This window comes from Bradyrhizobium canariense (genome assembly GCF_018130465.1).
In the GTDB taxonomy this organism is placed as follows: domain Bacteria; phylum Pseudomonadota; class Alphaproteobacteria; order Rhizobiales; family Xanthobacteraceae; genus Bradyrhizobium; species Bradyrhizobium canariense_C.
This window is the reverse complement of record NZ_JAFCKJ010000015.1, coordinates 1-25,558: the sequence shown is the minus strand read 5'-3', so window position 1 is coordinate 25,558 and position 25,558 is coordinate 1. Positions and strand designations below refer to the sequence as shown.

The following is a 25,558-nucleotide window of genomic DNA, read 5'->3' as shown; positions in this document are numbered from 1 at the left end:
TTCGAGAGTGGCGCTAAGGAACGGTCCAGTCGCTGCTTTCGTTCAGTTGTGTAGCGGAACTCACGCGGAGAGGGATCATGTATAACGATTCTCTATTCAACGCTTTCGCTAAGTCGTTCGAGGCGAGAAGCCAACACGACATGTCGATGGCGGAATATCTGGAATCGTGTCGAAGCGATCCCATGAAATACGCGAACGCGGCCGAACGACTGCTAGCAGCGATCGGTGAGCCTCAGACGATTGACACGGCCAAGGACCCACGCCTTGGCCGTATTTTTTTGAACCGCACGATCCGCACCTATCCGGCCTTCGCCGGCTTCTACGGCATGGAAGAAACCATCGAGCGCATCGTCGGTTTCTTCCGTCACGCGGCGCAGGGCCTCGAGGAGCGCAAGCAGATCCTCTATTTGCTCGGCCCGGTCGGCGGCGGCAAATCCTCGCTCGCCGAGCGGCTGAAGTCGCTGATGGAAGTGCATCCAATCTACGTGCTCAAGGCCGGCGATGAACTCTCGCCCGTGTTCGAAAGCCCGCTCAGCCTGTTCGATCCGGATCAGCTCGGCCCGATGCTGGAAGAGAAATACGGCATTCCGCGCCGTCGTCTCACCGGCCTGATGAGCCCGTGGTGCTACAAGCGGCTGGAAGCCTTCGGTGGCGATATTTCCCAGTTTCGGGTCGCAAAAATCCAGCCGTCGCGGCTGCGCCAGATCGGGATCGCCAAGACCGAGCCGGGTGACGAGAACAACCAGGACATCTCCTCGCTGGTCGGCAAGGTCGATATCCGCATGCTCGAGACCTACGCGCAGAACGATCCCGACGCCTACAGCTATTCCGGCGGCCTCAACCGCGCCAACCAGGGCGTGCTCGAGTTCGTCGAGATGTTCAAGGCGCCGATCAAGATGCTGCACCCGCTGCTCACCGCGACGCAGGAAGGCAACTACATCGGCACCGAGAACATCGGCGCGATCCCGTTCACCGGCGTCATCCTCGCGCACTCCAACGAGGCCGAGTGGTCGAGCTTCAAGGCCAACAAGAACAACGAGGCCTTCATCGACCGCATCTGCGTGATCAAGGTGCCTTATTGCCTGCGGATCACGGAAGAGCAGAAGATCTACGAGAAGCTGATCCAGGGTTCCGAGCTCGCGGCCGCGCCTTGCGCGCCCTCGACGCTGGAGACGCTGGCGCGGTTCTCGGTGATGTCGCGCCTGCGCAAGCACGAGAATTCGACGACGTACGCCAAGATGAGGGTTTACGACGGCGAGAGCCTGAAGGAGACCGATCCGAAGGCGCGCAGCGTCCAGGAATATCGCGAGGCCGCCGGCGTCGACGAGGGCATGGACGGTGTTTCCACCCGCTTTGCCTTCAAGATCCTGGCTGCCACCTTCAACCACGATCCGCAGGAGGTCGCCGCCGACGCCGTGCATCTGATGTACGCGCTGGAGCAGTCGATCAAGCGCGAGCAGCTGCCCGAGGAGGTCGAGAAGCGCTACCTCGAATTCATCAAGGCGGACCTTGCACCGCGTTATGCCGAGTTCATCGGCAACGAGATCCAGAAGGCTTATCTCGAATCCTACTCGGATTACGGCCAGAACCTGTTCGACCGCTACGTCGACTACGCCGATGCCTGGATCGAGGACCAGGATTTTAAGGACGCCGACACCGGCCAGCTGCTTGATCGCGAACTCTTGAACCAGGAATTGACCAAGATCGAGAAGCCGGCGGGTATCGCCAACCCGAAGGATTTCCGCAACGAGGTGGTCAAATTCTCGTTACGGTCCCGCGCCCAGAACGGTGGCAAGAATCCGACCTGGATCTCCTACGAGAAGATTCGCGATGTGATCGAAAAGCGGATATTCTCCCAAGTCGAGGATCTGCTTCCGGTCATCTCCTTCGGGTCGAAGAAGGACGGCGAGACGGAGAAGAAGCACGGCGAGTTCGTCGCACGCATGGTGGAGCGTGGCTACACCGAGCGTCAGGTTCGCCGGCTCGTCGAATGGTACATGCGCGTGAAGCAGGCCGGTTGAGGCGGATGGAAAAGTGCCGATTCACATTATTGACAGGCGCCTGAATCCAGGCGGCAAGAGTCTCGAGAACCGGCAGCGGTTCTTGCGTCGGGCCAAATCCCTGGTGCAGGGCGCCGTCAAGAAGACCTCGCAGGAACGCGACATCAAGGACGTCCTGGAGGGTGGCGAAGTCACGATCCCGCTCGACGGCATGCACGAGCCGCGTTTCCGCCGCGACGGCGGAACCCGTGATATGGTGTTGCCCGGGAACAAGAAGTTCATCGAGGGCGACTATCTCCAGCGTTCCGGGCAGGGCAGCGCCAAGGACTCTGGTCCAGGCGAAGGCGACAGCGAGGACGCCTTCCGCTTCGTGCTGAGCCGCGACGAATTCGTCGATCTCTTCCTCGACGATCTCGAGCTGCCCGACCTTGCCAAGCGCAAGATCGCGCACACCGAGAGCGAGGGCATCCAGCGCGCCGGCTACACCACGTCGGGCTCGCCATCCAACATCTCGGTGAGCCGGACGGTTCGGCGCGCAATGGCGCGCCGTATCGCGCTCAAGCGCCCCAGCAAGGAAGAGATCGAAGAGCTGGAATCCGCCATCGCCGCATGCGCGGATGAGGACGAGCGTCTGGTGCTGCTGGCCCAGCTCGAAAAGCTGAAAGCGAAGACCAAGCGCATTCCCTTCATCGATCCACTCGACATCCGCTACCGCCGCTTCGAGACGGTGCCCAAGCCCGTTGCCCAGGCCGTGATGTTCTGCCTCATGGACGTGTCGGGCTCGATGTCCGAGCACATGAAGGATCTCGCCAAGCGCTTCTACATGCTGCTCTACGTGTTCCTGAAGCGCCGCTACAAGCATGTCGACATCGTCTTCATCCGCCACACCGATCGCGCCGAGGAGGTGGACGAGCAGACCTTCTTCTACGGCCCGGCCTCCGGCGGCACGCTGGTCTCCAGCGCGCTGCAGGCAATGCACGAGATCGTGCGCGAACGCTTCAGCCCGTCGGACTGGAATATCTACGCCGCGCAAGCCTCCGACGGCGACAATTCCTATTCCGACGGCGAGCTCACGGGCATGCTGCTGACCGACAAGATCCTGCCGGTCTGCCAGTTCTTCGCCTATCTCGAGGTCGGCGAGTCCGGCGGCAGCGCCTTCGATCTGTCCGACTCCTCGCTCTGGACCCTCTACGAGCGCCTGCGCAACAGCGGCGCACCGCTCTCGATGCGCAAGGTCAGCGAACGCAGCGAGATTTTTCCGGTGTTCCACGATCTGTTCCAGCGCCGCGAAACTTCCCAGGAGAAATCCGCTCCATGACGGAACGCTTGTTCGAAGGCGCCGATTGGGATTTTCACACCTTGCAGCGCATCACCGATGCCTGCGAGGAGGTGGCGACGAAAGATCTCGGGCTCGACGTCTATCCGAACCAGATCGAGGTGATCACCGCCGAGCAGATGCTGGATGCCTACTCGTCGGTCGGCATGCCGCTGTTCTACAAGCACTGGTCGTTCGGAAAGCACTTTGCGTATCACGAGGCCTCATATCGCAAGGGCCTCATGGGGCTCGCCTATGAGATCGTGATCAACTCCTCGCCCTGCATCTCCTATCTGATGGAGGAGAACACGGCGACGATGCAGACCCTGGTGATCGCGCACGCCGCCTTCGGGCACAATCACTTCTTCAAGAACAACTATCTGTTCAAGCAGTGGACCGACGCCGACGGCATCCTGGACTATCTGGATTTCGCCAAGAACTACGTCATGCAATGCGAGGATCGCTACGGCCGCGTCGAGGTCGAGCGCACCCTGGATGCCGCGCATGCGCTGATGTCGCACGGGATCGACCGCTATCCCGGCAAGAAGAAGCTCGACCTTCGCGCCGAAGAGAAGCGGGCAGGGCGCCGTCGCCAGCACGAGGAGGAGGTCTTCAACGACCTCTGGCGCACCGTGCCGGCAGGAAAGAGCAAGACCCGGTCAACGATCAGCATCGAACGCCGCCGCAAGCTGCTCGGCCTGCCGCAGGAGAACTTGCTGTATTTCCTCGAGAAGAGCGCGCCGCGGCTGGCGCCCTGGCAGCGCGAGCTGTTGCGCATCGTCCGCCACATCGCGCAATATTTCTATCCGCAGAGCCAGACCAAGGTGATGAACGAGGGGACGGCAACCTACGTCCACTATCGCATCATGACCAAGCTGCATCAGCAGGGTCGCATCAGCGACGGCAATTTTCTCGAATTCCTGCAGTCGCACACCAACGTCGTGTTCCAGCCCGAATTCGACGACCAGCGCTTTTCCGGCTTCAACCCCTATGCGCTCGGCTTCGCAATGATGCAGGACATCGAGCGCATCGTCACCAGGCCGGAAGACGAGGACCGTGAGTGGTTCCCGGATATCGCCGGCAAGAACGACGTGATGGGCGTGCTGCGCGACGTCTGGGCCAACTACCGCGACGAGAGTTTTATCGCCCAGTTCCTGAGTCCGAAGCTGATGCGGCACCTCCGCATGTTCCACTTGCATGACGATCCCGAGGAACGCGCCGGCATCCGGGTCGACGCCATCCACGACGAGCGCGGCTTCCGCCGCGTCCGGCGCGAGCTGGCACGGCAGCACGATGTCGGCTACATCGACGCGAATATCGAGGTGATCGACGTCGATCTCTCCGGCGACCGGCGGCTGATCCTGCATCACCATGTCATCAAGGGCTCGCAGCTCAACGAGACCGACGCCAAGCGCGTGCTCCAGCATCTGGCCGATCTCTGGACCTACGACGTCGCGCTGATCGAGGTCGATGCCAACGACAAGGTGCTGCGCGAATATGTCGTGAGCCCGCGCCCGATCTCGGCGGTGGCCTGACGCTGCTGACTATGCGGAGCAATACGGCGAGATGCACGTTGATGTGCCCTCGCCCCTTGCGGGAGAGGGCGGCGACGCCGGGAGACACAAGCTCACTGCGGTGAGGGGTATCTCTCCACATTTCCCGTGTCGATAGAGACCCCTCATCCGGCGCTTCGCGCCACCTTCTCCCACAAGGGGAGAAGGAAAGCGTTCGTGGCTCCACAACGGCTGTTCTATCCGGAAAGCTTCGCCGGCTTCTTCTTGGCTTTGGACGCGTTCAACGCCACGGCTGCGCGGATGAGTGCCTTCAACGCCTTCTCATTGATCTTCTCGCCCTCGCGAAAATCGATCGCGCGCCGCACATTTCCCTCGAGGCTGGAATTGAACAGCCCCGCGGGATCGTCCAGTGCCGCGCCCTTGGCAAACGTCATCTTCACCACGGCCTTGTAGGTCTCGCCGGTGCAGATGATGCCGTCATGCTCCCACACCGGCACGCCGCGCCATTTCCATTCCTCGACGACGTCAGGATCGGCCTCCTTGATCAGGCCGCGGATTCGCCCGAGCATTTCGCCGCGCCAGTCGCCGAGTTCCTTGATCCTGCCGTCGATCAGCCTGGAGGGCGAGGGCCCATTCGCGTCCTTCGCGCTGCTCTTTGTCGCGGTCACGGCCTTTTTCACGATCTCGCCTCCTGTCGCGTGCCGTCGCGCCGGCCGAGATAGGGCAGCGCGAACATATAGAGCCCGGTCGCGAGCAACGGGATCAGCGGGACGAGCGCGAGGAAGCCGATCCACACGGCCTGGAGCTGCATGGTCATGGCGACGAAGTTGGCGATGACGGCGAGCGTGAAAGCGAGCGACAGCCAGCGATGGATCTGTCGAATCCACATATTCCCGGTCAATGAAACCTCCTGTTGAGATGATCGAATGAAGGCCGGTGGCGGAGCTAGTCCACCTTTGCCAGCAGCTCGTCTAGCTTGGCGAAAAACTGCTTCCAGCCGGCATGCGCGCCGCCAAAAGCCTGCTTCTGCGTCGGGCTGAAGCCGGCTTGCTCGACGCGCAACTGAGTGCCCGCGCCCGTCGGCGTCAGCGTGAAGGTCACGACGCTCTTGAGATCGAACGCCGCGTCGTCATGCGAGAAATTCCAGGTGTAGGCGAGCGTCTTCTGCGGCTCGATGGTGAGGACCTCGCAGTCCAGCACGCCGCCCCACTCGCCGCGAAGGTTGAAGCGGTGGCCGACGGTCGGCTTGAAGTCGTTCTTCATCAGCCATTCCTCGATCAGATGCGGCTGCGTCAGCGCGCGCCAGATCCGCTCTGCCGGAAAGGCAAATTCGCGCTCGATGACGACAGAACGCATGTCGGCGGCAGTTTCGTTCATTGGTCCATCCTCTTCAGGAGATCGTCGAGCGCATCGAGCCGGTTTTGCCAGAACCCGGCCATCTGGCTGGTCCAGTCGATCAGCGGATTGAGCGCGCCGGGCTGTGCGCTGTAATGGGTTTGCCGTCCCTGATGCCGGTCGCGCACGAGGCCAGCCTGCTTCAGCGCGCCGAGATGTTTTGAGACCGCCGGCTGGGAAACGCCCGACAGTGCTGTCAGGGCCCCGACCGTCTGTTCGCCCTCGCGGCACAAACGCTCGAAGATCGCCCGACGGGTGGGGTCGGCGAGCGCCCTGAACAGAAGGTCGTGAGCGGCGGACATAAAATCCATAACCTGTAAGTTATGGATATACTCATAACCCTGGAGTTATGGATGAGTCAAGCGCGATGCGAGGATGGGCCCTCGCGCGCAACCCGCTCCGCCGTCATTGCGAGGAGCCCTTGCGACGAAGCAATCCAGCCTGCCTCCGCGGAGGGACTGCTTCGCTGCGCTCGCAATGACGGAGAATGTGGCGGTGCCTCTCGCGGACCTACGGCCGCAGATAGAGATAGCCCTGCGACTGGAGCTCGGCCAAACGGACCACGCCGCCCTTCTCCGCGCTGACGAAGCCCGGCAAGAGATCCGTGAGCGTGACGTTCTGCGCCTTCATCGTGTTGCCGCAGGCGGCAAGCTCGACGCCATCTTTGGAGAAATCGCCGACGCGCTTGCTGATGTCAGGGTTGGCCTGCGCCCAGTGAAACGCCTTCAGCGCCGGCCCGTGGATCACCAGCGCGATCGTCACATGGTCTGGACCGCCGACGCCGTCGATGTGGTTCTGGATGTTGCCGAGCACGAAATGGACCTTCTCGGCATCGCTCAGGTGATAGACCACCTTCAGCTTGCCGCCCGTACCGGCTTCCGGCGCGGCCTTCGCGCGGGAGGCGCCGAGCGCCGCGCCCAAAGCCGAGACGGCGCTCCACAAGATGTTCCGGCGGTTCATGACGATCTCCCTCGATTGCGCCGGACACATATCATTTGTGGCGGAGCGCGGCGAGTTCCTTGCGGTCGGTCACGAGCGAGGCGCATTCCCTGTTGTCCGTTCGATCTAGGCGGAAAATCCCGTCGTCGGCACCGGCGACCAGCGATTGCTCGGCGTCGTCATCCGGCTTGTTGTTCTGCCAGACCCTGACCCGTGCCAGCCGCACGATCGCCGATTTGTCGTCCTTTGAGAGCGCAACGCCGATGCCGCCGCCCTCGCAGTCGACACCGCAGCCGAGGCGGACCTCGGTGCCGTCCTTGGTGAACACGGCGTGATGGCAGGAGCCGCTGGAGTCGAAATCGCCGGAGCGGTGACGATATCTGAAGCCGAGGCGGAAGGAGTTGTGGAGCTGCTTGTCTTCCGTGTCCAATTCCGCCGAGATCAGCAGCTTCATCGAGGCGACCTTCTGCTTTGGATGACGCGCCAGATGCTCGGCGTCGTAGCGCCGCACGAAGCAGGCATAGGCCTTGTTGCCCGGCGCGCCGCCGTAGATGCGCGCGTTGAAGGTCTCGGCTTCGGCCTTGCTGGCCTCACGGATATCGTCGGCCTCCTCGGCGTGGGCGGCGCCGCCGAGCGCGGCAAGGAAGACGGCAGCAAAGAGAGAAAGCTTCATGAGGGCCTCGCGTGCAGCAGCTGAGCTGTACGCTGTAGACGCGGCCCAGGTGCAACGCGTTCAACGTTCGCACATCCCTGACATGACCATCGCAGGGCGGAGCGAGGTGATTAGTTCCACGCCGGGCATTAGTCATCGGTGGGGTCATGAAGGTTCATTCGATGTGACGTCTTCGCCATCCGGAACTCGACGCCTGCGATTCCTGCGACATTGCCCCATTTCATCGATGTGATAGCGTTCACAGACGATCGCCTTTGGCAGTCGTAGGCTGGGGCCTGCCTTTGCAAGTTTGTGGAGTCCCCCCGCAATGGGCGAAATTCGCAACTTCAGATCCGGGAATGACGAGCCGCCCTCACACGGCCCAATGCCGCGTCGTCTCGCGGCCATCATTGTCGGCGACATCGCTTCCTACAGCCGCCTGATGCAGGCTGACGAGGAGGGCACGCACGTCCGCGTCAAGCGGATCGAGCGGGATCTCATCCAGCCGAGCATCGTCGAGCACCATGGAAGTCTGGTGAAGACGACGGGCGATGGCTTCATCGCGATTTTCGACAGTCCGGTCGAGGCCGTGCGATGCAGCATCGTCATCCAGCAGAATCTCATCGGCCGCAACGCCTCGCTTCCGAAGGATACCCGGATCGAGTACCGGATTGGCGTCAATCTCGGTGACGTCATCGTCGAGCCGGACGACGTCTATGGCGATGGCGTCAACATCGCAACGCGCATCGAGGGCATCGCCGAGCCAGGCCAAGTCTATATCTCCGGCGCGATCTACGAGCAGATCAAGCACAAGGTCGTGTGCGGTTACGAGTCGCTCGGGGACCGCAAAGTCAAGAACATCACCGATCCCGTGCGCGTCTATCGCGTGCTGCCGGATGCAGATGCCGTCGGCGGGACGCGGGGGCGGCGCGAGAATGCCCTGATCTTTCTCCTGGGAATCACGCTGTCGGTGATTGCCGCCGGCGTCCTGTGGTATCTGCTGGCGCAGCCGCCGGGCAGGGTGAGCGAGCAGGCCGCCGTGCCCGCCGCTTCCCCTGCCGCTTCTCCTGCCGTATCACCAAGCCCGCAGCCTCCGCCGCGCGAAGCGGCGCAGACGCCGCAGCCTTCTCCCTCATCGGCTTCGTCACCTCCATCGCCCGCTCCGGCGCCAAGTCCAAGTCAATCGGCAACTCCCGTCCGCGAACCCGAGATGGTCGCCGTTCGCGGCGGCAGCTTTGCGATGGGAAGCAATGACGACCCGACCGAGCGTCCGGTCCACCAGGTTACGGTCAAGCCGTTTTCGATCGGCAAATATCCGGTGACCGTGCAGGAATGGAACGAGTGCGCCGCTGCAAAGGCGTGCGGCTTCACGGCCATCGGCAAGGACGAAGCGCCAGTCAGCAATGTGAGCTGGACAGACGCGCAGCAATATGCGGCCTATCTCGCTCAGGCGACGAAGAAGACTTATCGGCTTCCGAGCGAAGCCGAATGGGAATTTGCCGCGCGGGGCGGAACGCAGACCAAATATTGGTGGGGCGACAAGCTGCAGCCGGGCATGGCCGGTTGCAAGGATTGCGGTGATCTCGCGGCCGAGCAGCCCGCGAAGGTCGGTAGCTTCAGGCCGAATCCGTTCGGGCTCCACGACATGGGCGGCGGTGTCGATCAGTGGGTCGAGGACTGCTGGCACAAAACCTATCAGGGCGCGCCCGGCGACGGCTCGGCATGGAGCAGCGGGGACTGCAGCGCTCACGTCCTGCGCTCGGGCTCCTGGAAGAACGATTCGAGATATGTCCGGCCGTCCAACCGCGATGGCTACGACACCAATGTTCGTTACCCGACGCACGGATTCCGCGTGGCGCTCAGTCCTTAAGTGGAGGAGTTGGTTTGATGCAGATCCTTCGTTGCGTCGCGCTGGCGGCGGCGCTCGCATTGCTTCCGGGGGTCGCCTTTTCGCAAGGCAAGGCAGCCCCCAAGGACGCAAAGCTCTATTTCATCACCCCGCATGACGGGCAGAAGGTCCGCGGCGGATTCTGGGTCCGGTTCGGCTTGCGCAACATGGGAGTGACCCATGCCGGCGACGAGTATCAGAACGCCGGTCATCATCATTTGCTGATCGACGTCAACGACCCCGTCGATCCCAAGGAGCCGATCCTGCAGGACAAGTCGCATCTGCATTTCGGGGCAGGGCAGACCGAAACGCTTCTCGAGCTTCCGCCCGGGACGCACACGCTTCAACTCGTGCTGGGCGATGCCAAGCACTATCCGTTCGAGCCGCCCATCGTGTCGGAGAAGATCACCGTACGCGTCAGGCAGCCCGTCACGGCGCGGTAGGCGATCACCGCAGGCTGGCGTTGAATTTGTCCAGCGCGGCCGAACCCGGGCAGAGCGTGTCCGCTTCCAGCGTGTTGAGCGGCGTTTCGACCGTGTTGAGATGCTCGTGCAAATCATCCGCGTCGGGATCGACGTAGAGCAGGCCGGTGACGATCTGTCCCTTTGCGGCGTGCTTTTGCAGGAAGGTCTGGGCGCCGAGCCGGTCATGCGGATCGTAGTCGGCGTCGATCTTGCGCAGCGCGATCTTGCTGCCGTCATGCTGCTCGACCATTTGCACCGTGCCCGGTGCGTAATCCACCGCGATCGGATCGCGGCCGACCAGCACGTCGAGCCGGTTCACCGCGTCATTGTGCTCGCGGACATAGTCGAAGCTCTTGGTCGAGCCGGCGTGGTTGTTGAAGGCGATGCAGGGGCTGATGACGTCGATGAACGACGCGCCCTTGTGGCCGATCGCAGCCGCGATCAGCGGCACCAGCTGGGTCTTGTCGCCGGAGAACGAGCGCGCGACGAAGGTGGCGCCGAGCTGCAGCGCGATCGCGACGAGGTCGATGGCGTTGTCGGTGTTGGTGACGCCCTTCTTGGACTTCGAACCGCGGTCGGCGGTCGCCGAGAACTGGCCCTTGGTCAGGCCGTAGACGCCGTTGTTCTCGACGATATAGGTCATGTTGACGCCGCGCCGGATCGAATGCGCGAACTGGCCGAAACCGATCGAGGCGGAATCGCCATCGCCGGAGACGCCGAGATAGATCAGGTCGCGATTGGCGAGGTTGGCGCCGGTCAGGACCGAGGGCATGCGGCCGTGCACGGAGTTGAAGCCGTGCGAATTGCCGAGGAAATAGTCCGGCGTCTTCGACGAGCAGCCGATGCCGGAGATCTTCGCCACCCGGTGCGGCTCGATCGAAAGCTCATAGCAGGCCTCGATGATCGAGGCCGTGATCGAGTCATGGCCGCACCCGGCGCACAGCGTCGAGATCTTGCCCTCGTAGTCGCGATGGGTGTAGCCGAGCTCGTTCTTCTTCAGGCCCGGATGGTGGAATTTCGGCTTTGCAATGTAGGTCATCAGGGCACCTGCGATTCCAAGGCCGTCATGGCCGGGCTTGTCCCGGCCATCCACGTCTCGGTGGCAGGGAAGAAAGGCGTGGATGCCCGGGTCAAGCCCGGGCATGACGAAAGAGAGAGCAAGACGTCGGTCATGACACGGCCTTGCGGAGCGGGGTCACCTTGAGGTGATCCTGGTGGTCGCCAATGGCTTTTGCGATGAAGCGGGCGGTGATCGGCGAGCCGTCGTAATGCACGATCGGCACGAGCCGCACCGGGTCGATGCCGTTCTCGTTGACGATGAGCTGGCGCAGCTGGCTGTCGCGATTCTGCTCGACCACGTAGACGAAATCGTGCTCGGCGAGGAAGCTCGCCACGCTGGAGTGGAACGGGAAGGCGCGGATGCGCAGGCGGTCGAGCTGATGACCGCGCGCGTCCAGCAATCCGATCGCCTCGTCCATCGCCGGCGAGGTCGAGCCGAAATAGATCACGCCGTATTTAGTCGGCCGTTCCGCATTGGCCTGGAGCGGCCGCGGCACCATATCCTGCGCGGACTCGAACTTGCGCATGAGGCGCTGCATGTTGTCGGCGTAGACCGAGCCTTCCTCGGAGTAACGCGCATAGCGGTCACGCGAAGTGCCGCGGGTAAAATAGGAGCCCTTGGTCGGATGCGTGCCGGGATAGGTTCGGTAGGGGATGCCGTCGCCGTCGACGTCGAGATAGCGGCCGAAGTCGCGGCCTTCGTCCAGCATCTCCGCCGTCATCACCTTGCCGCGGTCATATTGCCGGGCGTCGTCCCATTTCAGCGGACGGCAGAGCCGGTGGTTCATGCCGATGTCGAGGTCGAGCATCAGGAAGATGGTGGTCTGGAGCCGCTCGGCGAGATCGAAAGCCGCGGCCGCGAACTCGAACGCTTCGGCGGGATCCTCCGGAAACAGCAGCACATGCTTGGTGTCGCCATGCGAAGCATAGGCGCAGGCGATGATGTCGCATTGCTGGGTCCGGGTCGGCATGCCGGTCGAGGGACCGGCGCGCTGGATGTTCATGATCACGGCCGGGATTTCGGCGAAATATGACAGGCCGATGAACTCGGTCATCAACGAGATGCCGGGGCCGGAGGTGGCGGTGAAGGCGCGCGCGCCGTTCCAGGAGGCGCCGATCACGATGCCGATCGAAGCCAGCTCGTCCTCGCCCTGCACGATCGCGTACTTCGCCTTGCCGGTCTCCGGATCATGCCGGTACTTCTTGCAGTGGGCGGTAAAAGCCTCCGCCACCGACGAGGACGGTGTGATCGGATACCAGGCGCATACCGTGGCGCCGCCATAGACGGCGCCGAGCGCGGCCGCGCTGTTGCCCTCGATGAAGATGCGGTCGCCGACCTTGTCGGACTTCTTCACCCGCAGCCCGGTCGGGCATTTCAGATTCTGGAGCGCCCAGTCGCGGCCGAGATGCAGCGCGTGGACGTTGGAGGACAAGAGCTTCTCCTTGCCCTTGTACTGCTCGCCGATCAGCTGCTCGATCAGCTTCGGGTCCATGTCGAGCAGCGCCGAAAGGCTGCCCAAATAGATGATGTTCTTGAACAGCTGGCGCTGGCGCGGATCGGTGTAAGTCGAGTTGGTGATCGCGGTCAGGGGGACGCCGATCACGGTGATGTCGTCGCGGAATTTCGTCGACGGCATCGGCTTGGTGGAATCGTAGAACAGATAGCCGCCGGGCTCGATGCCGGCCACGTCCTTGTCCCAGGTCTGCGGGTTCATCGCCACCATCATGTCGACGCCGCCGCGGGCGCCGAGATGACCGTCTTCGGTCACCCGCACCTCGTACCAGGTCGGCAGGCCCTGGATGTTGGAGGGGAAGATGTTGCGTGGGCTCACCGGAACGCCATGGCGCAGGATCGCGCGCGCAAACATCTCGTTGGCGCTGGCCGAGCCCGATCCGTTGACGTTTGCGAAACGGACGACGAAGTCGTTTACGCTGCTGATCGGCTTTTTGTCGGACATGCTGAACCTGCGTAAGTCATCTCGATGAGATATTTCTGCATGTCCCACGCGCCGGTGGGACAGCGTTCGGCGCACAGCCCGCAATGCAGGCAGACATCCTCGTCCTTGATCATCACGCGCCCGGTCTTGAGGTCGCTGGACACATAGAGATCCTGGTCTGGATGCGGCGAGGGCGCTTTCAGGCGCTGACGGAGATCGCCTTCCTCGCCGTTGTCAGTGAAGGTGATGCAGTCCATAGGACAGATGTCGACGCAGGCATCGCACTCGATGCAGAGCGAGGTCGAGAACACGGTCTGGACGTCGCAGTTCAGGCAGCGCTCGGCCTCGCCCAGCGCGAGCTTGACGTCGTAGCCGAGCTCGACCTCGGCGCGGATGTCCTTCAGCGCGATCACCTTGTCGCGATGCGGCACCTTGAAGCGCTTGTCGTTGGAGATGTCGTTGTCATAGCTCCATTCGTGGATGCCCATCTTCTGCGAGGAGATGTACACCTCGGGCAATGGCCGCTCGGTGATGTCCTCGCCCGAGAGCATCTTGTGGATCGACAGCGCGGCATCATGGCCCTGCGCCACCGCCCAGATGATGTTCTTCGGCCCGAACGCGGCGTCGCCGCCGAAAAACACTTTTGGATTGGTGGAGACGAAGGTCTTCGGATCGACCTTCGGCATGTGCCATTTGTCGAACTCGATGCCGCAGTCCTGCTCGATCCAGGGGAAGGCGTTCTCCTGGCCGACCGCGACCAGCACGTCGTCGCACTCGATGGTCTGGTCCGGTTCGCCCGAGGGCACGAGGTTGCGGCGGCCCTTGGCGTCGTATTCGGCCTTCACCTTCTGGAAGGTGATGCCGGTGAGCTTGCCGTTGTCGTGGACGAAAGCGACGGGGACGAGGTAGTTGAGGATCGGGATGTCCTCGTGGAGCGCGTCTTCCTTCTCCCAGGGCGAGGCCTTCATCTCCTCGAAGCCGGACCGCACGACCACCTTGACGTCCTCGCCGCCGAGGCGGCGCGCGGTGCGGCAGCAATCCATCGCGGTGTTGCCGCCGCCGAGCACGATGACGCGCTTGCCGATCTTGTCGATATGACCGAACGAGACCGAGGACAGCCAATCGATGCCGATATGGATGTTGGCGGTTGCTTCCTTGCGACCGGGAATGTCGAGCTCGCGGCCGCGCGGTGCGCCGGAGCCGACGAAGATCGCGTCGTACTTCTCCGCGAGCAGCGCCTTCATGCTCTCGATGCGGTGGCCGCCCTTGAATTCGACGCCGAGATTGAGGATGTAGCCGGTCTCCTCGTCGATCACCGAATTGGGCAAGCGGAATTTCGGGATCTGCGAGCGCATCATGCCGCCGGCTTGGGGATCACCGTCGAACACGGTGCAGTGATAGCCGAGCGGCGCGAGATCGCGCGCCACCGTCAGCGAAGCGGGACCGCCGCCGACGAATGCAACGCGCTTGCCGTTCTTGGCCGAGGGCCGCGGCAAGCGTTGCGTGATGTCGTCCTTGAAGTCGGCGGCGACGCGCTTCAGGCGGCAGATCGCGACCGGCGTTTCCTCGACGCGTCCGCGGCGGCACGCCGGCTCGCATGGACGATCGCAGGTGCGCCCCAGAATTCCGGGAAACACGTTCGATTTCCAATTGATCATGTAGGCGTCGCTGTAGCGGCCTTGGGCGATCAGTCGGATGTATTCGGGAACCGGGGTGTGCGCAGGACAGGCCCATTGGCAATCGACCACCTTGTGAAAGTAGTCGGGGGCCGCGATATCGGTCGGTTTCATTCCTACCCTGTCCGCGCAGGCTCAAAGACCCCGCGGCCTTTTCTTGAGCTTGGCGAACGCTAACGCGCGGCGATCTGGTTTCTGAATGACGTCATTGGGTTAGCTTATTAGAACCACTCCGAAGTACAACGGCAAATTTCCGCGCTTCCCCTCTTTCATGGGAGCTACGCGCGCACAGCATTAACGGCCGCGCGCAGCATGTGGCGGTGCAATATGTTGCGATGCGTCCGATTGCTCAGTTGCGCGCGATGTCGCTCTTTGCGAGGTCCCACATCAGGCTGTAGGTGCCGACCGACACAGGAAGCGGGAATGGCGGGGCGGCAGGGCCGGTGAAGCGCTCGGCGATCACGGCCGAGACCGCGCCGACATGCGTGCCGTCGATCAGCACGAACCAGTCGCGCGCGCCTTCGTTGCGCATCGCCGGAATGTCCGCGGTTGCGCCCGACAATTCCGGTTCGCTCTCGAGCAGATGCATCGAGATGACGCCCTCGCGCTTTTCCGGCGCCAGCCTTTCTTGCAGTGCGTCACGCCACGCGACTGCATTGTCCGGCGCCGGCCGCAGCCGCACGAGGCCGAGCGCCGCGCCGCGGCCAGTGCCGTTGCTGACCGTGATGCGGGCCACCACCCGCAGCATGTTCTTGAAATGCGCCATGCTCCGCCGCGACCATTCAGTCTGATTGGCGAGCCGCGCCCGGTAGGCGGGACTGTCGAGCACGTCGAGCGTCGCGGTCGAATACAAGGAGAGATATTTGGGATTGGCGGCATGCGCGACATAGCGCCGCGCCTCGAGGAATCCGTCGATCGCGACGCGCTCTTCCAGATGCTCACGATCGTACCAGCGGTTGAAATCGGCTTCATCGGCCGCGTCGATGTCCATCGACGTCAGCAGCATGCCCTTACCGGCGAGCGGCATTTTCTTGTTGTCCTTCCCATTCAGACCCTCATGGTGAGGAGCCACGAAGTTGCGTCTCGAACCATGAAGGCCCCCGCTGCTGCATCTCGGCCTACATCCTTCGAGACGCGCTCCGTCGGAGCGCTCCTCAGGATGAGGAGATAGATCTAGCGCGAGGTCTTCGAAGCAAGATCCGCGATCGACTTCATGACCGCGTCCCGCACGCCGCCATCATAGAGCGAATGGCCGGCTTCTTCCACGATGCGAATCTCGGAACCCGGCCACGCCTTCGCGAGCGCCTGAGATGTCTCGGGAGGACACAACAGATCGTAGCGGCCCTGGACGATGATGCCGGGAATGCCGTCGAGCTTGCCGGCGTTTCGCAACAACTGGTTCTCCGTCATGAAGCTGTCCTGGACGAAATAATGCGCCTCCATGAACGGCGTCGCCGGCAATGTGCGCCAGACATTCAGCGACGCCAGGTCCAGCCGCGTCTTTGCCGCCTTGTGCTCCGACAATGCGCGCTCGGTGTCGTGCCAGGCGCGCGATGCGGGGCCATGCACGGCCGGATCGGCATCGAGGATGCGGCGATAGTAGGCTTCCACCGGCCGCGCGCGCTCCTCGACCGGCAGCACGCTCAGAAAATCCTCGTGGAGCGCGGGGTAGAATTGCGACAGGCGCGAGGTGAAGGCGATCTCGACTTCAGCACGCGTGCCGAGAAACGTCGCGCGGAGCGCAATCCCGGAGACGCGCTTGGGATGCGCCTGCGCGTAAGCCAGCGCCAGCGTCGCGCCCCAGGAGCCGCCGACCACCATCCAGCGGTCGAAGCCGAATTTTTCGCGGATCTTTTCCATGTCCGCGATCAGATGCTGCGTGGTGTTGTGCTCGCGCGATCCCTTCGGCCGGCTGCGGCCGCAGCCGCGCTGGTCGAACAGCACGGCATGGAAACGGTCAGGATCAAAGAGCCGGCGATGGTCGGGCTGGCAACCGCTGCCGGGGCCGCCATGCAGATAGACCGCGGGGATTCCGCCAGTGCGGCCGACGCCCTCGACATAGAGCTCGTGGCCGTCGCCGACGTCGAGCGTTTCGGAGGTCAGCGGCGCAAAGGGATCGGCGCGCTTGACTGAGCTGGCCGCGTCGGCGTCAGGCACCATTCTCGGATTCCAGGGTGCCGCCGGCGAAATTGCGGTAGATGAAGCGGTTGGTTTCGCCCTCGGCCTCGCGCTCGGCCTGCTTGAAGATGGTCTCGTGCAGCGGCGACAGAGCACAGGCAGGATCGGTGTTGGCGGCGTCACCGGTCAGCGCAAAGGCCTGGCAGCGGCAGCCGCCGAAATCGATCTCGCGGAATTCGCAGGACTTGCACGGCTCCTTCATCCAGCCGGTGCCGCGATAGCGGTTGAAGGCGTCCGAATTCTGCCAGATCCAGGCGATCGAATGGTTGGAGCGCACCGATTCGAAGTCGAGCCCGGTGATGCTCTCGGCAGCGTGGCAGGGCAGCACCTTGCCGGCCGGCGAAATGTTGAAGAACTGCCGGCCCCAGCCGCCCATGCACTTCTTCGGCCGCAGCGCATAATAGTCGGGAACGACATAGTCGATCGTAAGCCGGCCCTTGAGCTGCTCGCGGGCCTCCTCGACGATGCGGGTGCACTCGTCGAGTTGCGCCACCGTCGGCATCAACGCGGCGCGGTTCTTCAGCGCCCAGCCGTAATATTGCACATTGGCGACCTCGAGCCGGTCGGCGTCGAGATCGACCGACATCTGGATGATGTCGGGGAGCTGGTGCAGGTTCTGCCGGTGCATCACCGCATTCACCGTGAGCGGCAGGTCAAGCTCGCGCGTCCATTTTGCCACTTCGAGCTTCTTGTGGTGCCCGCCTCTGTAACCGCCAACGCGATCGGCCAGGCCCTCTTCGGTGCCCTGGAAGCTGATCTGCACGTGGCAGAGCCCGGCATCGGCAAGCTCGCTCAGCCGCTCGCGCGTCAGCAGCACGGCCGAGGTGATGAGGTTGGTGTAGAGGCCGACGTCGCTGGCATGCTTGACCAGCTCGACGAGGTCTTTGCGCGCCGTCGGCTCGCCGCCGGAGAAATGGACCTGGAGCACGCCGATCTCGGCGAGTTCGCTCAGGACTTTCTTCCATTCCTCGGTGGTCAGCTCCTTGCCCGAGCGGTCGAGCTCGACCGGGTTGGAGCAATAGGGGCATTGCAGCGGGCAGCGATGGGTGACTTCGAGCAGCACGGCGAGCGGAATGCCGAACGCCTCCGCCGTCGAGCGGCTCTTCTCCAGCACCGCGAGGCTGTCGCTGGCGTCGGGCGGGATGGTGGGATTGCCGAGCACATCGCTCATGACGTCTTCTCCCGGGCCTCCGTGAGAAAGCCCTTGTCGGCGAGATCCTGCAGCATGACAATGACGTCGGCCAGGATCGCCTCGCGCGGCGCGGCGTATTTTGCCGCGAGCTGGTCGGAAACGTCGCCGACATTGCGCTCGCCGTCGCAGAGCTGCAAGACCTCGACCGCGATCTCGTCCGGCGCCAGCACGCGTTCGGGCGCCAGGATCACCCATACTTTCCGCGTTTCGTCATATTTCAGCTTGGCGTGCCTCGGCAGCACCGGCCGGCTCGTCTCGCTGACGCTGATGTTACGCGGCCCGGCCATCAATTGTTCCTCAGCTCGCTTTTTAGTGTTCTTGGGGCACGAACGCGCCCGGCGGAATGTGGCCCTCGACATAGGCGTGTTGGAGCGCGTCGAGTTGGACCCACAGCACGTTGGTCTTGAAGATCAGCGCGTTGCAGACGGACGCGCGTTGCTCGGGCGTCGTGGCATGCGCCTTGACATAGTCGAGTGCAAAGCCGGCATCGCGCGGTGCCTGTGTTAGGCGCCGCTTGAAGTAGCTCATGATATCGGGATTGACGAAGTCATAGTGCTCTAGCATGCCGGCAATGCGCTCTTCGTGCAGGTTCGGCGCGAACAGCTCGGTGAGCGAGGAGGCGATCGCCTCCAGCGGCGACTTCTCGCGGCAATAGTGCACATAGGCCTCAACGGCGAAGCGAGTCGCGGGCAAGATGCCCTCGGTCGATTCCACATAGGCCGTGTCCAGCCCGAGGCCGTCGGTCAGCTTCAGCCAGCGCTCGATACCGCCTTCGGAGCCGATATCGCCGTCATGATCCTCGATGCGGTGGCGCCATTCCAGCCGCGTGGCGCGATCGCGGAAGCGCGAGATCACCACCGCGTCCTTGATCGGGATGGTGCTCTGGTAATAATAGCGGTTCAGCGCCCAGGCCTGGACCTGGCCCTTGTTCAGCTTGCCGCCGTGCAGCAGCTTATGGAACGGATGCAGGCTGTGATAGCGCGTCGCCCCGATATGGCGCAGCGTCGCCTCCAGCTCCTCGGCCGAGTTGAGCCTGATGTCCTTGCCGACCGAGAGCGCGGTCATTCCAGTCAGTGACGCGGCATTCACAGCACGATCTCCGTTCCGTCAGCGGGTATCTGCCAGCCCGCCTGTTCAGCGGCCTTGCGCTCGGGGGAAGCGGGCAGCAGCGCCGGGTTCGAGTTATTGATATGCAGAAATATCTTCCTGTCGAGAGCGAGGTCGGCGAGCCGCGCGATGGTGCCGTGGTCGCCGGACATCGCGACATGGCCCATGCTCTTGCCGGTCTTGTGGCCGAGGCCGGCCTTGATCATCTCGTCGTCCTGCCACACCGTGCCGTCGAAGAACACCAGCGAAGCGCCGTCGATCTCGGCCTTGAGCGCGTCGGTGACCTCGGCGCAGGCGGCGATGAAGTAGAAGCATTTGCCGGTCGATTTTTCGGTGATCTTCAGCCCCAGCGTATCACCTTCGCCGGTGTCGCCGCCTGGATGCACCTTGCCTTCCAGGTACCAGGCCGATTTGCCCGAGACCGCGAAGGGCAGCACCTCAAGTCCTGAGCGCGCCCCGTCCGGCAGCCGCGGCTCGAACGGCTCGTTGATGTCGACCGGCTGGCGCTGCACGTTCTTCTCGTTCAGCACGTTGAAGATGCTGTTGGCCTTCAGGATCGCCAGCACCTTCTCATGCGCATAGACGGTGAAGGGCGAGCCCTCGCGCATCGACAGCAGGCCCGCCACCGCGTCCACTTCGCTGTTGGTCAGGATCACGCCTGCGATCGGCGTATGGCGCAGCGCGCCTGCCTTCGGATGCAGCTGTGGCGTGGCATTCAATTGCTGGCGGAGGTCGGGGGAGGCGTTGATCAGGAACCAGTGCTCGCCGTCGCCGCTGAAGGCGACCGAGGCCTGGGTCCGTTGGAGCTCCTGGCCGTTTTCACGGGCCGCCCGGCAGCCCTCGCAGCCGCAATTCCATTGCGGCACTCCGCCGCCGGCTGCGGCGCCCAGGACGACGACGCGAAGCATGATCCGTCTCCTGGAAGGAACGCTGCGAGGTGGATCTCAGGCCAACACGGTTTCCGTCGGCCGGAAACCTGCCGTGACCGAAAGATCCACCTGCGCTGAACGCAGATCGCCAGCCACTTACTTGCGGGTGGCGCTCACATACATGTTGATTTCCATGCCACAGGGCACTTCGACGATCTTCGGGGCTTTCCAGGCCATTTCGGCTCTCCATTTTCGTGAATTCGGACGTATCCGCCCACGGTTAAAGTAATGCGGGCGGAAAAGTTCGCTAGTGAAATCTTCCCGAGAAACTCATGTTGCGCCGCGAAATATGATGGCGGAACATCACTTCTGAGGACGCAGCCTTGCGCTTGGCGCATTCGGTCGCGAACCCTGTCCTGATAAAGCAGTTGTGAGTGCGGTGCAGCTTTCAATCCGGCACAGGCGACCCAATTGGAACTTCGTGATGCCCAGATATTTCTTCAACACCCGTATCGGCGACGAACTGATCGTGGATCCTGAGGGAGAGGATTTGCGCAATCCCGACCGCGCCTGGGAGGTTGCCCGCCAGATGATTCTGGAGGTGCTGAGATCGGAAGGCACCCAGCCGGCCCTGATGGAGGCGGTCATTGAGGTCACCGACCTCGAAGGCGAGATTGTGCTCGAATTCCCCTTCACCGAGGCATTGCTGGACATCCCCGACCAGTCCGCGACCAGGCATTAGGTCCCCGACTCTCTCCCCGTCATTGCGAGGAGCCCTTGCGACGGAGCAATCCAGACTGCTTCCGCGGAGGCAGTCTGGATTGCTTCGCTGCGCTCGCAATGACGGAGAATGAGGCGCTATCCGGCACCAAACCCGTCCTTCGCCCCTGCGAAATCTGCATGGCTTTGCCGCGTTCCCGGCGCTAAAAGACGCCGGTTACACGGAGCAAACCATGCAAGATCTCTGGCGCCTGTCGGCGGCCGACCTCGCCAACCTCGTCAAAGCCAAAAAGGTCTCCGCCAGGGAGGCCGCGCAGGCCGGCCTCGCCCGGCTCGACGCCGTCAATCCCAGCCTCAACGCCGTGATCGACCACCGGCCGGAGGACGTGCTCAAGCAGGCTGACGCCGTCGATGCCGCCATTGCGAGGGGGGAGGACCCCGGGGTGCTGGCCGGCGTGCCCGTCACCATCAAGGCCAATGTCGACCAGGAGGGCTTTGCCACCACCAACGGCCTCAAGCTCCAGCGCGACCTGATCGCGCGCGAGGACAATCCGGTGGTCGCCAATTTCCGCAAGGCCGGCGCCATTCTGCTTGGGCGCACCAATTGCCCGGCCTTTTCCTATCGCTGGTTCACCACCAACCTGGTCCACGGCGACACCAAGAACCCCCGCGACGCCTCGCTGACGCCGGGCGGCTCGTCCGGCGGCGCCGGTTCGGCGGTCGCGGCCGGCATCGGCCATATCGCCCACGGCACCGACATTGCCGGCTCGATCCGTTATCCCGCCTATGCCTGCGGCGTGCATGGCTTGCGCCCGACCCTGGGCCGCATCCCGGCCTTCAATCCGGCCCTGCCGGAGCGCCCGATCGGGCCGCAGATCATGGCGGTGTCGGGACCGCTGGCGCGCACCGTAAACGACATCAGGATTTCGCTCGCGGCGATGTCGGCCCGCGACATCCGCGATCCCTGGTTCGTGCCGGCGCCGCTGGAAGGCCCCGCGCGGCCCAAGCGCGCCGCGCTCTGCCTCAATCCGGATGGCCTTGCGACCACGCCGGAGGTGAAGGCGGCCGTGAACGATGCCGGCAAGCGGCTGGAGCGTGCGGGCTGGACTGTCGACGTGATCGAGAACGCGCCGCCGATGCGCGAGGCCGTCGAGTGGCAGATAAAACTCTGGCTCGGCGACGGCTACGAGGCGCAACTCGAAATGGCCGAGCGTGAGGGCGATCCCGGCGCGCTGGCGTGCCTGCGCGGCAACCGCGCCAGGGTCACGCCGATGGACCAGGCGAATTACGCCAAGGCATTGACCCGCCGCGCCACGCTGACCCGCGAATGGATGCTGTTCTTCGAGACATATGCCGTGCTGCTGACGCCGGTCTCCGGCGAATTGCCGTTCCCCGATCATCTCGACCGCAAGGACGACTCGTCCTTCAAACGCGTCTGGGAAGCACAGCTGCCGCAGATCGCCACTCCCTTCATGGGCCTGCCGGGCCTCGTGGTCTCCACCGGCCTCGTCGGCAAGGCGCCGGTCGGCGTGCACATCGTGTCCGGCCGCTATCGCGAGGATCTCTGCCTGCTCGCAGGCGAGGCGATCGAGGCGGGCGGCGTGCCGCCGTCGCCGATCGACCCCGTGGGTTAGCGATGTCGGTGATCTACGACTTCAAGGCCAACTCGCTTCTCGGCGAAGAAGTGCCGATGAAACGCTTCGAGGGACAGGTGCTGCTGATCGTCAACACCGCGAGCAAATGCGGCTTCACGCCGCAATATCGCGGGCTGGAGGATCTGCATCGCAATCTCAATCCCCGCGGCTTCTCGGTGCTCGGCTTTCCCTGCAACCAGTTCGGCGCGCAGGAGCCTGGAGCGGCGAGCGAGATCCAGGCGTTCTGCTCGACCAATTACGACGTCACCTTTCCCCTGTTCGAGAAGATCGACGTCAACGGCAGCAATGCGCATCCGTTGTATGAGTACCTGAAACGCCAGCAATCCGGCCTGCTGGGCGCCTCCATCAAATGGAATTTCACCAAATTCCTGGTGGATCGCGCCGGCAAGGTGGTTTCGCGCTACGCGCCGACCGCACGGCCCGAAGGATTGCGGCAGCAAATCGAGACCCTGTTATGAGCGAGACAATCATGAGCGACGAATTTCCGGACCGCCTCTCGGTCGATCCGAACAGTCCCTATTACAACGCCGACATCCTGGCGCGCGACGTCGGCATTCGCTTCAAGGGTGTCGAGAAGACCAATGTCGAGGAATACTGCATCAGCGAAGGCTGGGTCCGCGTCACCGCAGGCAACGCCAAGGACCGCCACGGCAACCCGCTGACCATCAAGGTGCACGGCCCGGTCGAGCCGTATTTCAGGGATAAAAAGTAAGAGCGCGCGCTCTCTCCTCGTCATTGCGAGGAGCCCTTGCGACGAAGCAATCCAGACTATCTCCGCGGATGCATTTCTGGATTGCTTCGCTTCGCTCGCAATGACGAAAGGAAACCCCATGTTTATCCGCATCGTCGACGTCCGCGAGATCACGAAACCGATCTCTTCGCCGATCCGCAACGCCTATATCGATTTCACCAAGATGACGACGAGCCTGGTTGCCGTCGTCACCGACGTCGTCCGCGACGGCAAGCGCGTCGTCGGCTACGGCTTCAACTCCAACGGCCGCTACGGGCAGGGCGGCCTGATCCGCGAGCGCTTTGCCTCGCGTATCCTGGAGGCCGATCCGAAATCGTTGCTGAACGCGGCCGGCGACAATCTCGACCCCGACAAGGTCTGGGGCGCGATGATGACCAACGAGAAGCCGGGCGGTCATGGCGAGCGCTCGGTCGCGGTCGGCACCATCGACATGGCGGTGTGGGATGCCGTGGCGAAGATCGCAGGCCAACCGCTATTCCGCATGCTGGCCGAGCGTCATGGCGTCAAGGCAAATCCGCGCGTGTTCGTCTACGCCGCCGGCGGCTACTATTATCCGGGCAAGGACCTCTCGATGCTGCGCGGCGAGATGCGCGGTTATCTCGATCGCGGCTACAACGTCGTGAAGATGAAGATCGGTGGCGCTGATATCGAGGATGACCGCACCCGCATCGAGGCGGTGCTGAAGGAGATCGGCAAGGACGCGCAGCTCGCCGTCGACGCCAATGGCCGCTTCGATCTGGAGACCGGGATCGCCTATGCCAAGATGCTGCGCGACTATCCGCTGTTCTGGTACGAGGAGGTCGGCGATCCCCTCGACTACGCGCTGCAGGCAGCCCTCGCCGAATTCTATCCGGGGCCGATGGCAACGGGCGAGAACCTGTTCAGCCACCAGGACGCCCGCAATTTGATCCGCTACGGCGGCATGCGGCCCGACCGCGACTGGCTGCAATTCGACTGCGCGCTGTCCTACGGCCTGTGCGAATACCAGCGCACGCTGGAGGTGTTGAAGACCCACGGCTGGTCGCCGAGCCGCTGCATCCCCCACGGCGGCCACCAGATGTCGCTCAACATCGCCGCCGGCCTCGGCCTTGGCGGCAACGAGAGCTACCCCGACCTGTTCCAGCCCTACGGCGGCTTCCCCGACGGCGTCCGCGTCGAGGACGGCCACATCACCATGCCCGATCTCCCCGGCATCGGCTTCGAAGGCAAATCGGATCTCTACAAGGAAATGAAGGCGCTGGCTGAGTAGGGGGCGCGACGGCCGTGCCACAAACTCCGTCATTGCGAGCGCAGCGAAGCAATCCAGAATATTTCCGCGGAGGCAACCTGGATTGCTTCGTCGCAAGTGCTCCTCGCAATGACGATGTGGCGAAAGTCTCGCAATCATCTCTTGGTTGTGATATCATGAATGCTCTCCTCAGCTGAGCACGATCATGAAGCAGCCCTGCGTGTACATGTTCGCCAATCGCCGCAACGGGACGATCTATACAGGCGTCACGTCCAATCCACCGCGCCGCGCGTTCGAGCACCGCGAGGGCTTGGTGAAGGGGTTCTCGTCAAAGTATGGCTGCAAGCTTCTCGTCTGGTACGAGCTGCACGCGACGATGACCGACGCGATCACACGCGAGAAGCAGATCAAGGCCGGCAGCCGGGAAAAGAAGCTCGCGCTGATCGAGAGCGTCAATCCGGACTGGATGGATTTGTACGAGACGCTGATCTGATTGCACCAGGTATTACCGCACACTCCGTCATTGCGAGCGCAGCGAAGCAATCCAGAATATTTCCGCGGAGGCAACCTGGATTGCTTCGTCGCAAGTGCTCCTCGCAATGACGATGTGGCGAAAGTCTCGCAATCATCTCTTGGTTGTGATATCATGAATGCTCTCCTCAGCTGAGCACGATCATGAAGCAGCCCTGCGTGTACATGTTCGCCAATCGCCGCAACGGGACGATCTATACAGGCGTCACGTCCAATCCACCGCGCCGCGCGTTCGAGCACCGCGAGGGCTTGGTGAAGGGGTTCTCGTCAAAGTATGGCTGCAAGCTTCTCGTCTGGTACGAGCTGCACGCGACGATGACCGACGCGATCACACGCGAGAAGCAGATCAAGGCCGGCAGCCGGGAAAAGAAGCTCGCGCTGATCGAGAGCGTCAATCCGGACTGGATGGATTTGTACGAGACGCTGATCTGATTGCACCAGGTATTACCGCACACTCCGTCATTGCGAGCGCAGCGAAGCAATCCAGA

General features: G+C 63.0%; 28 protein-coding genes. 12 read left to right on the top strand and 16 right to left on the bottom strand.

Annotation, left to right across the window (positions count from 1 at the left end; translation table 11 throughout):
• The first annotated feature begins 77 nt into the window (after positions 1–77).
• Genes JQ591_RS29600 through JQ591_RS29590 form a run of 3 tightly spaced genes read left to right on the top strand, consistent with a single transcriptional unit; the run spans position 78 to position 4,850 of the window.
• The gene (locus tag JQ591_RS29600; RefSeq protein WP_211399510.1) at positions 78–2,021 is read left to right on the top strand and encodes a PrkA family serine protein kinase; all 1,944 of its coding nucleotides are present in this window, start codon (positions 78–80) and stop codon (positions 2,019–2,021) included.
• A 19-nt stretch (positions 2,022–2,040) separates the two neighbouring features.
• Positions 2,041–3,318: a YeaH/YhbH family protein gene (locus JQ591_RS29595; RefSeq protein WP_211399656.1), complete on the top strand. Its 1,278-nt coding sequence runs from the start codon at positions 2,041–2,043 to the stop codon at positions 3,316–3,318.
• On the top strand, positions 3,315–4,850 hold the full coding sequence (locus JQ591_RS29590) for a SpoVR family protein (protein WP_211399509.1): 1,536 nt from the start codon (positions 3,315–3,317) through the stop codon (positions 4,848–4,850). Before JQ591_RS29595 ends, JQ591_RS29590 begins: the two co-directional genes overlap by 4 nt.
• A gap of 215 nt (positions 4,851–5,065) precedes the next feature.
• Here JQ591_RS29590 and JQ591_RS29585 read toward each other — a convergent pair whose 3' ends face one another.
• From JQ591_RS29585 to JQ591_RS29560, 6 genes are all read right to left on the bottom strand, one after another.
• A complete protein-coding gene (locus JQ591_RS29585; RefSeq protein WP_211399508.1) occupies positions 5,066–5,509 on the bottom strand; it encodes a DUF1801 domain-containing protein in 444 nt (147 codons plus the stop codon).
• Entirely contained in the window at positions 5,506–5,730 is a 225-nt protein-coding gene (locus JQ591_RS29580; RefSeq protein ID WP_211399507.1) for a hypothetical protein, read from the bottom strand. Before JQ591_RS29580 ends, JQ591_RS29585 begins: the two co-directional genes overlap by 4 nt.
• Before the next feature lie 44 nt (positions 5,731–5,774).
• Positions 5,775–6,206: an SRPBCC family protein gene (locus JQ591_RS29575; RefSeq protein WP_211399506.1), complete on the bottom strand. Its 432-nt coding sequence runs from the start codon at positions 6,204–6,206 to the stop codon at positions 5,775–5,777.
• On the bottom strand, positions 6,203–6,526 hold the full coding sequence (locus JQ591_RS29570) for an ArsR/SmtB family transcription factor (protein WP_211399505.1): 324 nt from the start codon (positions 6,524–6,526) through the stop codon (positions 6,203–6,205). The genes JQ591_RS29575 and JQ591_RS29570 overlap by 4 nt, the downstream gene beginning before the upstream one ends.
• Positions 6,527–6,734: 208 nt before the next feature.
• Positions 6,735–7,184, bottom strand: a complete 450-nt coding sequence (locus tag JQ591_RS29565) for a DsrE family protein (RefSeq protein ID WP_211399504.1) — start codon at positions 7,182–7,184, stop codon at positions 6,735–6,737.
• Between the two features lie 31 nt (positions 7,185–7,215).
• Positions 7,216–7,836: a hypothetical protein gene (locus JQ591_RS29560; RefSeq protein ID WP_211399503.1), complete on the bottom strand. Its 621-nt coding sequence runs from the start codon at positions 7,834–7,836 to the stop codon at positions 7,216–7,218.
• 307 nt (positions 7,837–8,143) lie between these two features.
• On the opposite strand from JQ591_RS29560, the gene JQ591_RS29555 reads away from it, so the two are divergent.
• Positions 8,144–9,685, top strand: coding sequence for an SUMF1/EgtB/PvdO family nonheme iron enzyme (locus JQ591_RS29555; RefSeq protein ID WP_211399502.1), 1,542 nt, complete (start codon positions 8,144–8,146; stop codon positions 9,683–9,685).
• Positions 9,686–9,702: 17 nt separating this feature from the next.
• A complete protein-coding gene (locus JQ591_RS29550) occupies positions 9,703–10,146 on the top strand; it encodes a DUF4399 domain-containing protein (protein WP_211399501.1) in 444 nt (147 codons plus the stop codon).
• Between the two features lie 4 nt (positions 10,147–10,150).
• On the opposite strand, the gene JQ591_RS29545 is transcribed toward JQ591_RS29550, so the two are convergent.
• From JQ591_RS29545 to pqqA, 10 genes are all read right to left on the bottom strand, one after another.
• Entirely contained in the window at positions 10,151–11,206 is a 1,056-nt protein-coding gene (locus JQ591_RS29545; protein ID WP_211399500.1) for a 2-oxoacid:ferredoxin oxidoreductase subunit beta, read from the bottom strand.
• Positions 11,207–11,336: 130 nt separating this feature from the next.
• A complete protein-coding gene (locus JQ591_RS29540) occupies positions 11,337–13,184 on the bottom strand; it encodes a 2-oxoacid:acceptor oxidoreductase subunit alpha (protein WP_211399499.1) in 1,848 nt (615 codons plus the stop codon).
• The gene (locus tag JQ591_RS29535) at positions 13,154–14,953 is read right to left on the bottom strand and encodes an FAD-dependent oxidoreductase (protein ID WP_211399498.1); all 1,800 of its coding nucleotides are present in this window, start codon (positions 14,951–14,953) and stop codon (positions 13,154–13,156) included. The genes JQ591_RS29540 and JQ591_RS29535 overlap by 31 nt, the downstream gene beginning before the upstream one ends.
• A gap of 235 nt (positions 14,954–15,188) precedes the next feature.
• On the bottom strand, positions 15,189–15,866 hold the full coding sequence (locus tag JQ591_RS29530; RefSeq protein WP_211399497.1) for a DUF4286 family protein: 678 nt from the start codon (positions 15,864–15,866) through the stop codon (positions 15,189–15,191).
• 146 nt (positions 15,867–16,012) lie between these two features.
• Positions 16,013–16,999, bottom strand: a complete 987-nt coding sequence (gene pip, locus JQ591_RS29525) for a prolyl aminopeptidase (protein ID WP_211399496.1) — start codon at positions 16,997–16,999, stop codon at positions 16,013–16,015.
• A complete protein-coding gene (gene pqqE / locus JQ591_RS29520; RefSeq protein ID WP_211399495.1) occupies positions 16,989–18,188 on the bottom strand; it encodes a pyrroloquinoline quinone biosynthesis protein PqqE in 1,200 nt (399 codons plus the stop codon). The genes pip and pqqE overlap by 11 nt, the downstream gene beginning before the upstream one ends.
• On the bottom strand, positions 18,185–18,496 hold the full coding sequence (gene pqqD, locus JQ591_RS29515) for a pyrroloquinoline quinone biosynthesis peptide chaperone PqqD (RefSeq protein WP_211399494.1): 312 nt from the start codon (positions 18,494–18,496) through the stop codon (positions 18,185–18,187). The genes pqqE and pqqD overlap by 4 nt, the downstream gene beginning before the upstream one ends.
• 22 nt (positions 18,497–18,518) lie before the next feature.
• Positions 18,519–19,298 carry a pyrroloquinoline-quinone synthase PqqC gene (pqqC, locus tag JQ591_RS29510; RefSeq protein ID WP_211399493.1) on the bottom strand — a complete coding sequence of 260 codons (780 nt, stop codon included), beginning with the start codon at positions 19,296–19,298 and terminating at the stop codon, positions 18,519–18,521.
• Entirely contained in the window at positions 19,295–20,224 is a 930-nt protein-coding gene (gene pqqB / locus JQ591_RS29505; RefSeq protein ID WP_211399492.1) for a pyrroloquinoline quinone biosynthesis protein PqqB, read from the bottom strand. The genes pqqC and pqqB overlap by 4 nt, the downstream gene beginning before the upstream one ends.
• 117 nt (positions 20,225–20,341) lie before the next feature.
• On the bottom strand, positions 20,342–20,422 hold the full coding sequence (gene pqqA / locus JQ591_RS29500) for a pyrroloquinoline quinone precursor peptide PqqA (RefSeq protein WP_007595659.1): 81 nt from the start codon (positions 20,420–20,422) through the stop codon (positions 20,342–20,344).
• Between the two features lie 247 nt (positions 20,423–20,669).
• Between pqqA and JQ591_RS29495 the strand changes: the two genes are divergently transcribed.
• The 7 genes from JQ591_RS29495 to JQ591_RS29465 all read left to right on the top strand — a co-directional run bounded on the left by JQ591_RS29495 (position 20,670) and on the right by JQ591_RS29465 (position 25,502).
• Positions 20,670–20,927 (top strand): DUF6894 family protein, encoded by a 258-nt coding sequence (locus JQ591_RS29495; protein ID WP_211399491.1) that lies wholly within the window; start codon positions 20,670–20,672, stop codon positions 20,925–20,927.
• 211 nt (positions 20,928–21,138) lie between these two features.
• Positions 21,139–22,539 (top strand): amidase family protein, encoded by a 1,401-nt coding sequence (locus JQ591_RS29490; RefSeq protein ID WP_211399490.1) that lies wholly within the window; start codon positions 21,139–21,141, stop codon positions 22,537–22,539.
• Between the two features lie 2 nt (positions 22,540–22,541).
• Positions 22,542–23,018, top strand: a complete 477-nt coding sequence (locus tag JQ591_RS29485) for a glutathione peroxidase (RefSeq protein ID WP_211399489.1) — start codon at positions 22,542–22,544, stop codon at positions 23,016–23,018.
• Positions 23,015–23,272, top strand: coding sequence for a DUF3297 family protein (locus JQ591_RS29480; RefSeq protein ID WP_018318553.1), 258 nt, complete (start codon positions 23,015–23,017; stop codon positions 23,270–23,272). Before JQ591_RS29485 ends, JQ591_RS29480 begins: the two co-directional genes overlap by 4 nt.
• A 118-nt stretch (positions 23,273–23,390) precedes the next feature.
• The gene (tarD, locus tag JQ591_RS29475) at positions 23,391–24,560 is read left to right on the top strand and encodes a D(-)-tartrate dehydratase (RefSeq protein ID WP_211399488.1); all 1,170 of its coding nucleotides are present in this window, start codon (positions 23,391–23,393) and stop codon (positions 24,558–24,560) included.
• 184 nt (positions 24,561–24,744) lie between these two features.
• On the top strand, positions 24,745–25,032 hold the full coding sequence (locus JQ591_RS29470; protein ID WP_027519749.1) for a GIY-YIG nuclease family protein: 288 nt from the start codon (positions 24,745–24,747) through the stop codon (positions 25,030–25,032).
• A gap of 182 nt (positions 25,033–25,214) precedes the next feature.
• Positions 25,215–25,502 carry a GIY-YIG nuclease family protein gene (locus tag JQ591_RS29465; protein WP_027519749.1) on the top strand — a complete coding sequence of 96 codons (288 nt, stop codon included), beginning with the start codon at positions 25,215–25,217 and terminating at the stop codon, positions 25,500–25,502.
• Positions 25,503–25,558: the final 56 nt, after the last annotated feature.

Excerpts from the sequence above, each read along its gene's own strand:
- JQ591_RS29600 (WP_211399510.1), top strand. The coding sequence starts at position 78 with ATGTATAACGATTCTCTATTCAACGCTTTCGCTAAGTCGTTCGAGGCG.
- JQ591_RS29590 (WP_211399509.1), top strand. The coding sequence starts at position 3,315 with ATGACGGAACGCTTGTTCGAAGGCGCCGATTGGGATTTTCACACCTTG.
- JQ591_RS29575 (WP_211399506.1), bottom strand. The coding sequence starts at position 6,206 with ATGAACGAAACTGCCGCCGACATGCGTTCTGTCGTCATCGAGCGCGAA.
- JQ591_RS29570 (WP_211399505.1), bottom strand. The coding sequence starts at position 6,526 with ATGTCCGCCGCTCACGACCTTCTGTTCAGGGCGCTCGCCGACCCCACC.
- JQ591_RS29565 (WP_211399504.1), bottom strand. The coding sequence starts at position 7,184 with ATGAACCGCCGGAACATCTTGTGGAGCGCCGTCTCGGCTTTGGGCGCG.
- JQ591_RS29560 (WP_211399503.1), bottom strand. The coding sequence starts at position 7,836 with ATGAAGCTTTCTCTCTTTGCTGCCGTCTTCCTTGCCGCGCTCGGCGGC.
- JQ591_RS29555 (WP_211399502.1), top strand. The coding sequence starts at position 8,144 with ATGGGCGAAATTCGCAACTTCAGATCCGGGAATGACGAGCCGCCCTCA.
- JQ591_RS29550 (WP_211399501.1), top strand. The coding sequence starts at position 9,703 with ATGCAGATCCTTCGTTGCGTCGCGCTGGCGGCGGCGCTCGCATTGCTT.
- JQ591_RS29545 (WP_211399500.1), bottom strand. The coding sequence starts at position 11,206 with ATGACCTACATTGCAAAGCCGAAATTCCACCATCCGGGCCTGAAGAAG.
- JQ591_RS29540 (WP_211399499.1), bottom strand. The coding sequence starts at position 13,184 with ATGTCCGACAAAAAGCCGATCAGCAGCGTAAACGACTTCGTCGTCCGT.
- JQ591_RS29535 (WP_211399498.1), bottom strand. The coding sequence starts at position 14,953 with ATGAAACCGACCGATATCGCGGCCCCCGACTACTTTCACAAGGTGGTC.
- JQ591_RS29530 (WP_211399497.1), bottom strand. The coding sequence starts at position 15,866 with ATGCCGCTCGCCGGTAAGGGCATGCTGCTGACGTCGATGGACATCGAC.
- pip (WP_211399496.1), bottom strand. The coding sequence starts at position 16,999 with ATGGTGCCTGACGCCGACGCGGCCAGCTCAGTCAAGCGCGCCGATCCC.
- pqqE (WP_211399495.1), bottom strand. The coding sequence starts at position 18,188 with ATGAGCGATGTGCTCGGCAATCCCACCATCCCGCCCGACGCCAGCGAC.
- pqqD (WP_211399494.1), bottom strand. The coding sequence starts at position 18,496 with ATGGCCGGGCCGCGTAACATCAGCGTCAGCGAGACGAGCCGGCCGGTG.
- pqqB (WP_211399492.1), bottom strand. The coding sequence starts at position 20,224 with ATGCTTCGCGTCGTCGTCCTGGGCGCCGCAGCCGGCGGCGGAGTGCCG.
- pqqA (WP_007595659.1), bottom strand. The coding sequence starts at position 20,422 with ATGGCCTGGAAAGCCCCGAAGATCGTCGAAGTGCCCTGTGGCATGGAA.
- JQ591_RS29495 (WP_211399491.1), top strand. The coding sequence starts at position 20,670 with ATGCCCAGATATTTCTTCAACACCCGTATCGGCGACGAACTGATCGTG.
- JQ591_RS29490 (WP_211399490.1), top strand. The coding sequence starts at position 21,139 with ATGCAAGATCTCTGGCGCCTGTCGGCGGCCGACCTCGCCAACCTCGTC.
- JQ591_RS29485 (WP_211399489.1), top strand. The coding sequence starts at position 22,542 with ATGTCGGTGATCTACGACTTCAAGGCCAACTCGCTTCTCGGCGAAGAA.
- JQ591_RS29480 (WP_018318553.1), top strand. The coding sequence starts at position 23,015 with ATGAGCGAGACAATCATGAGCGACGAATTTCCGGACCGCCTCTCGGTC.
- tarD (WP_211399488.1), top strand. The coding sequence starts at position 23,391 with ATGTTTATCCGCATCGTCGACGTCCGCGAGATCACGAAACCGATCTCT.
- JQ591_RS29470 (WP_027519749.1), top strand. The coding sequence starts at position 24,745 with ATGAAGCAGCCCTGCGTGTACATGTTCGCCAATCGCCGCAACGGGACG.
- JQ591_RS29465 (WP_027519749.1), top strand. The coding sequence starts at position 25,215 with ATGAAGCAGCCCTGCGTGTACATGTTCGCCAATCGCCGCAACGGGACG.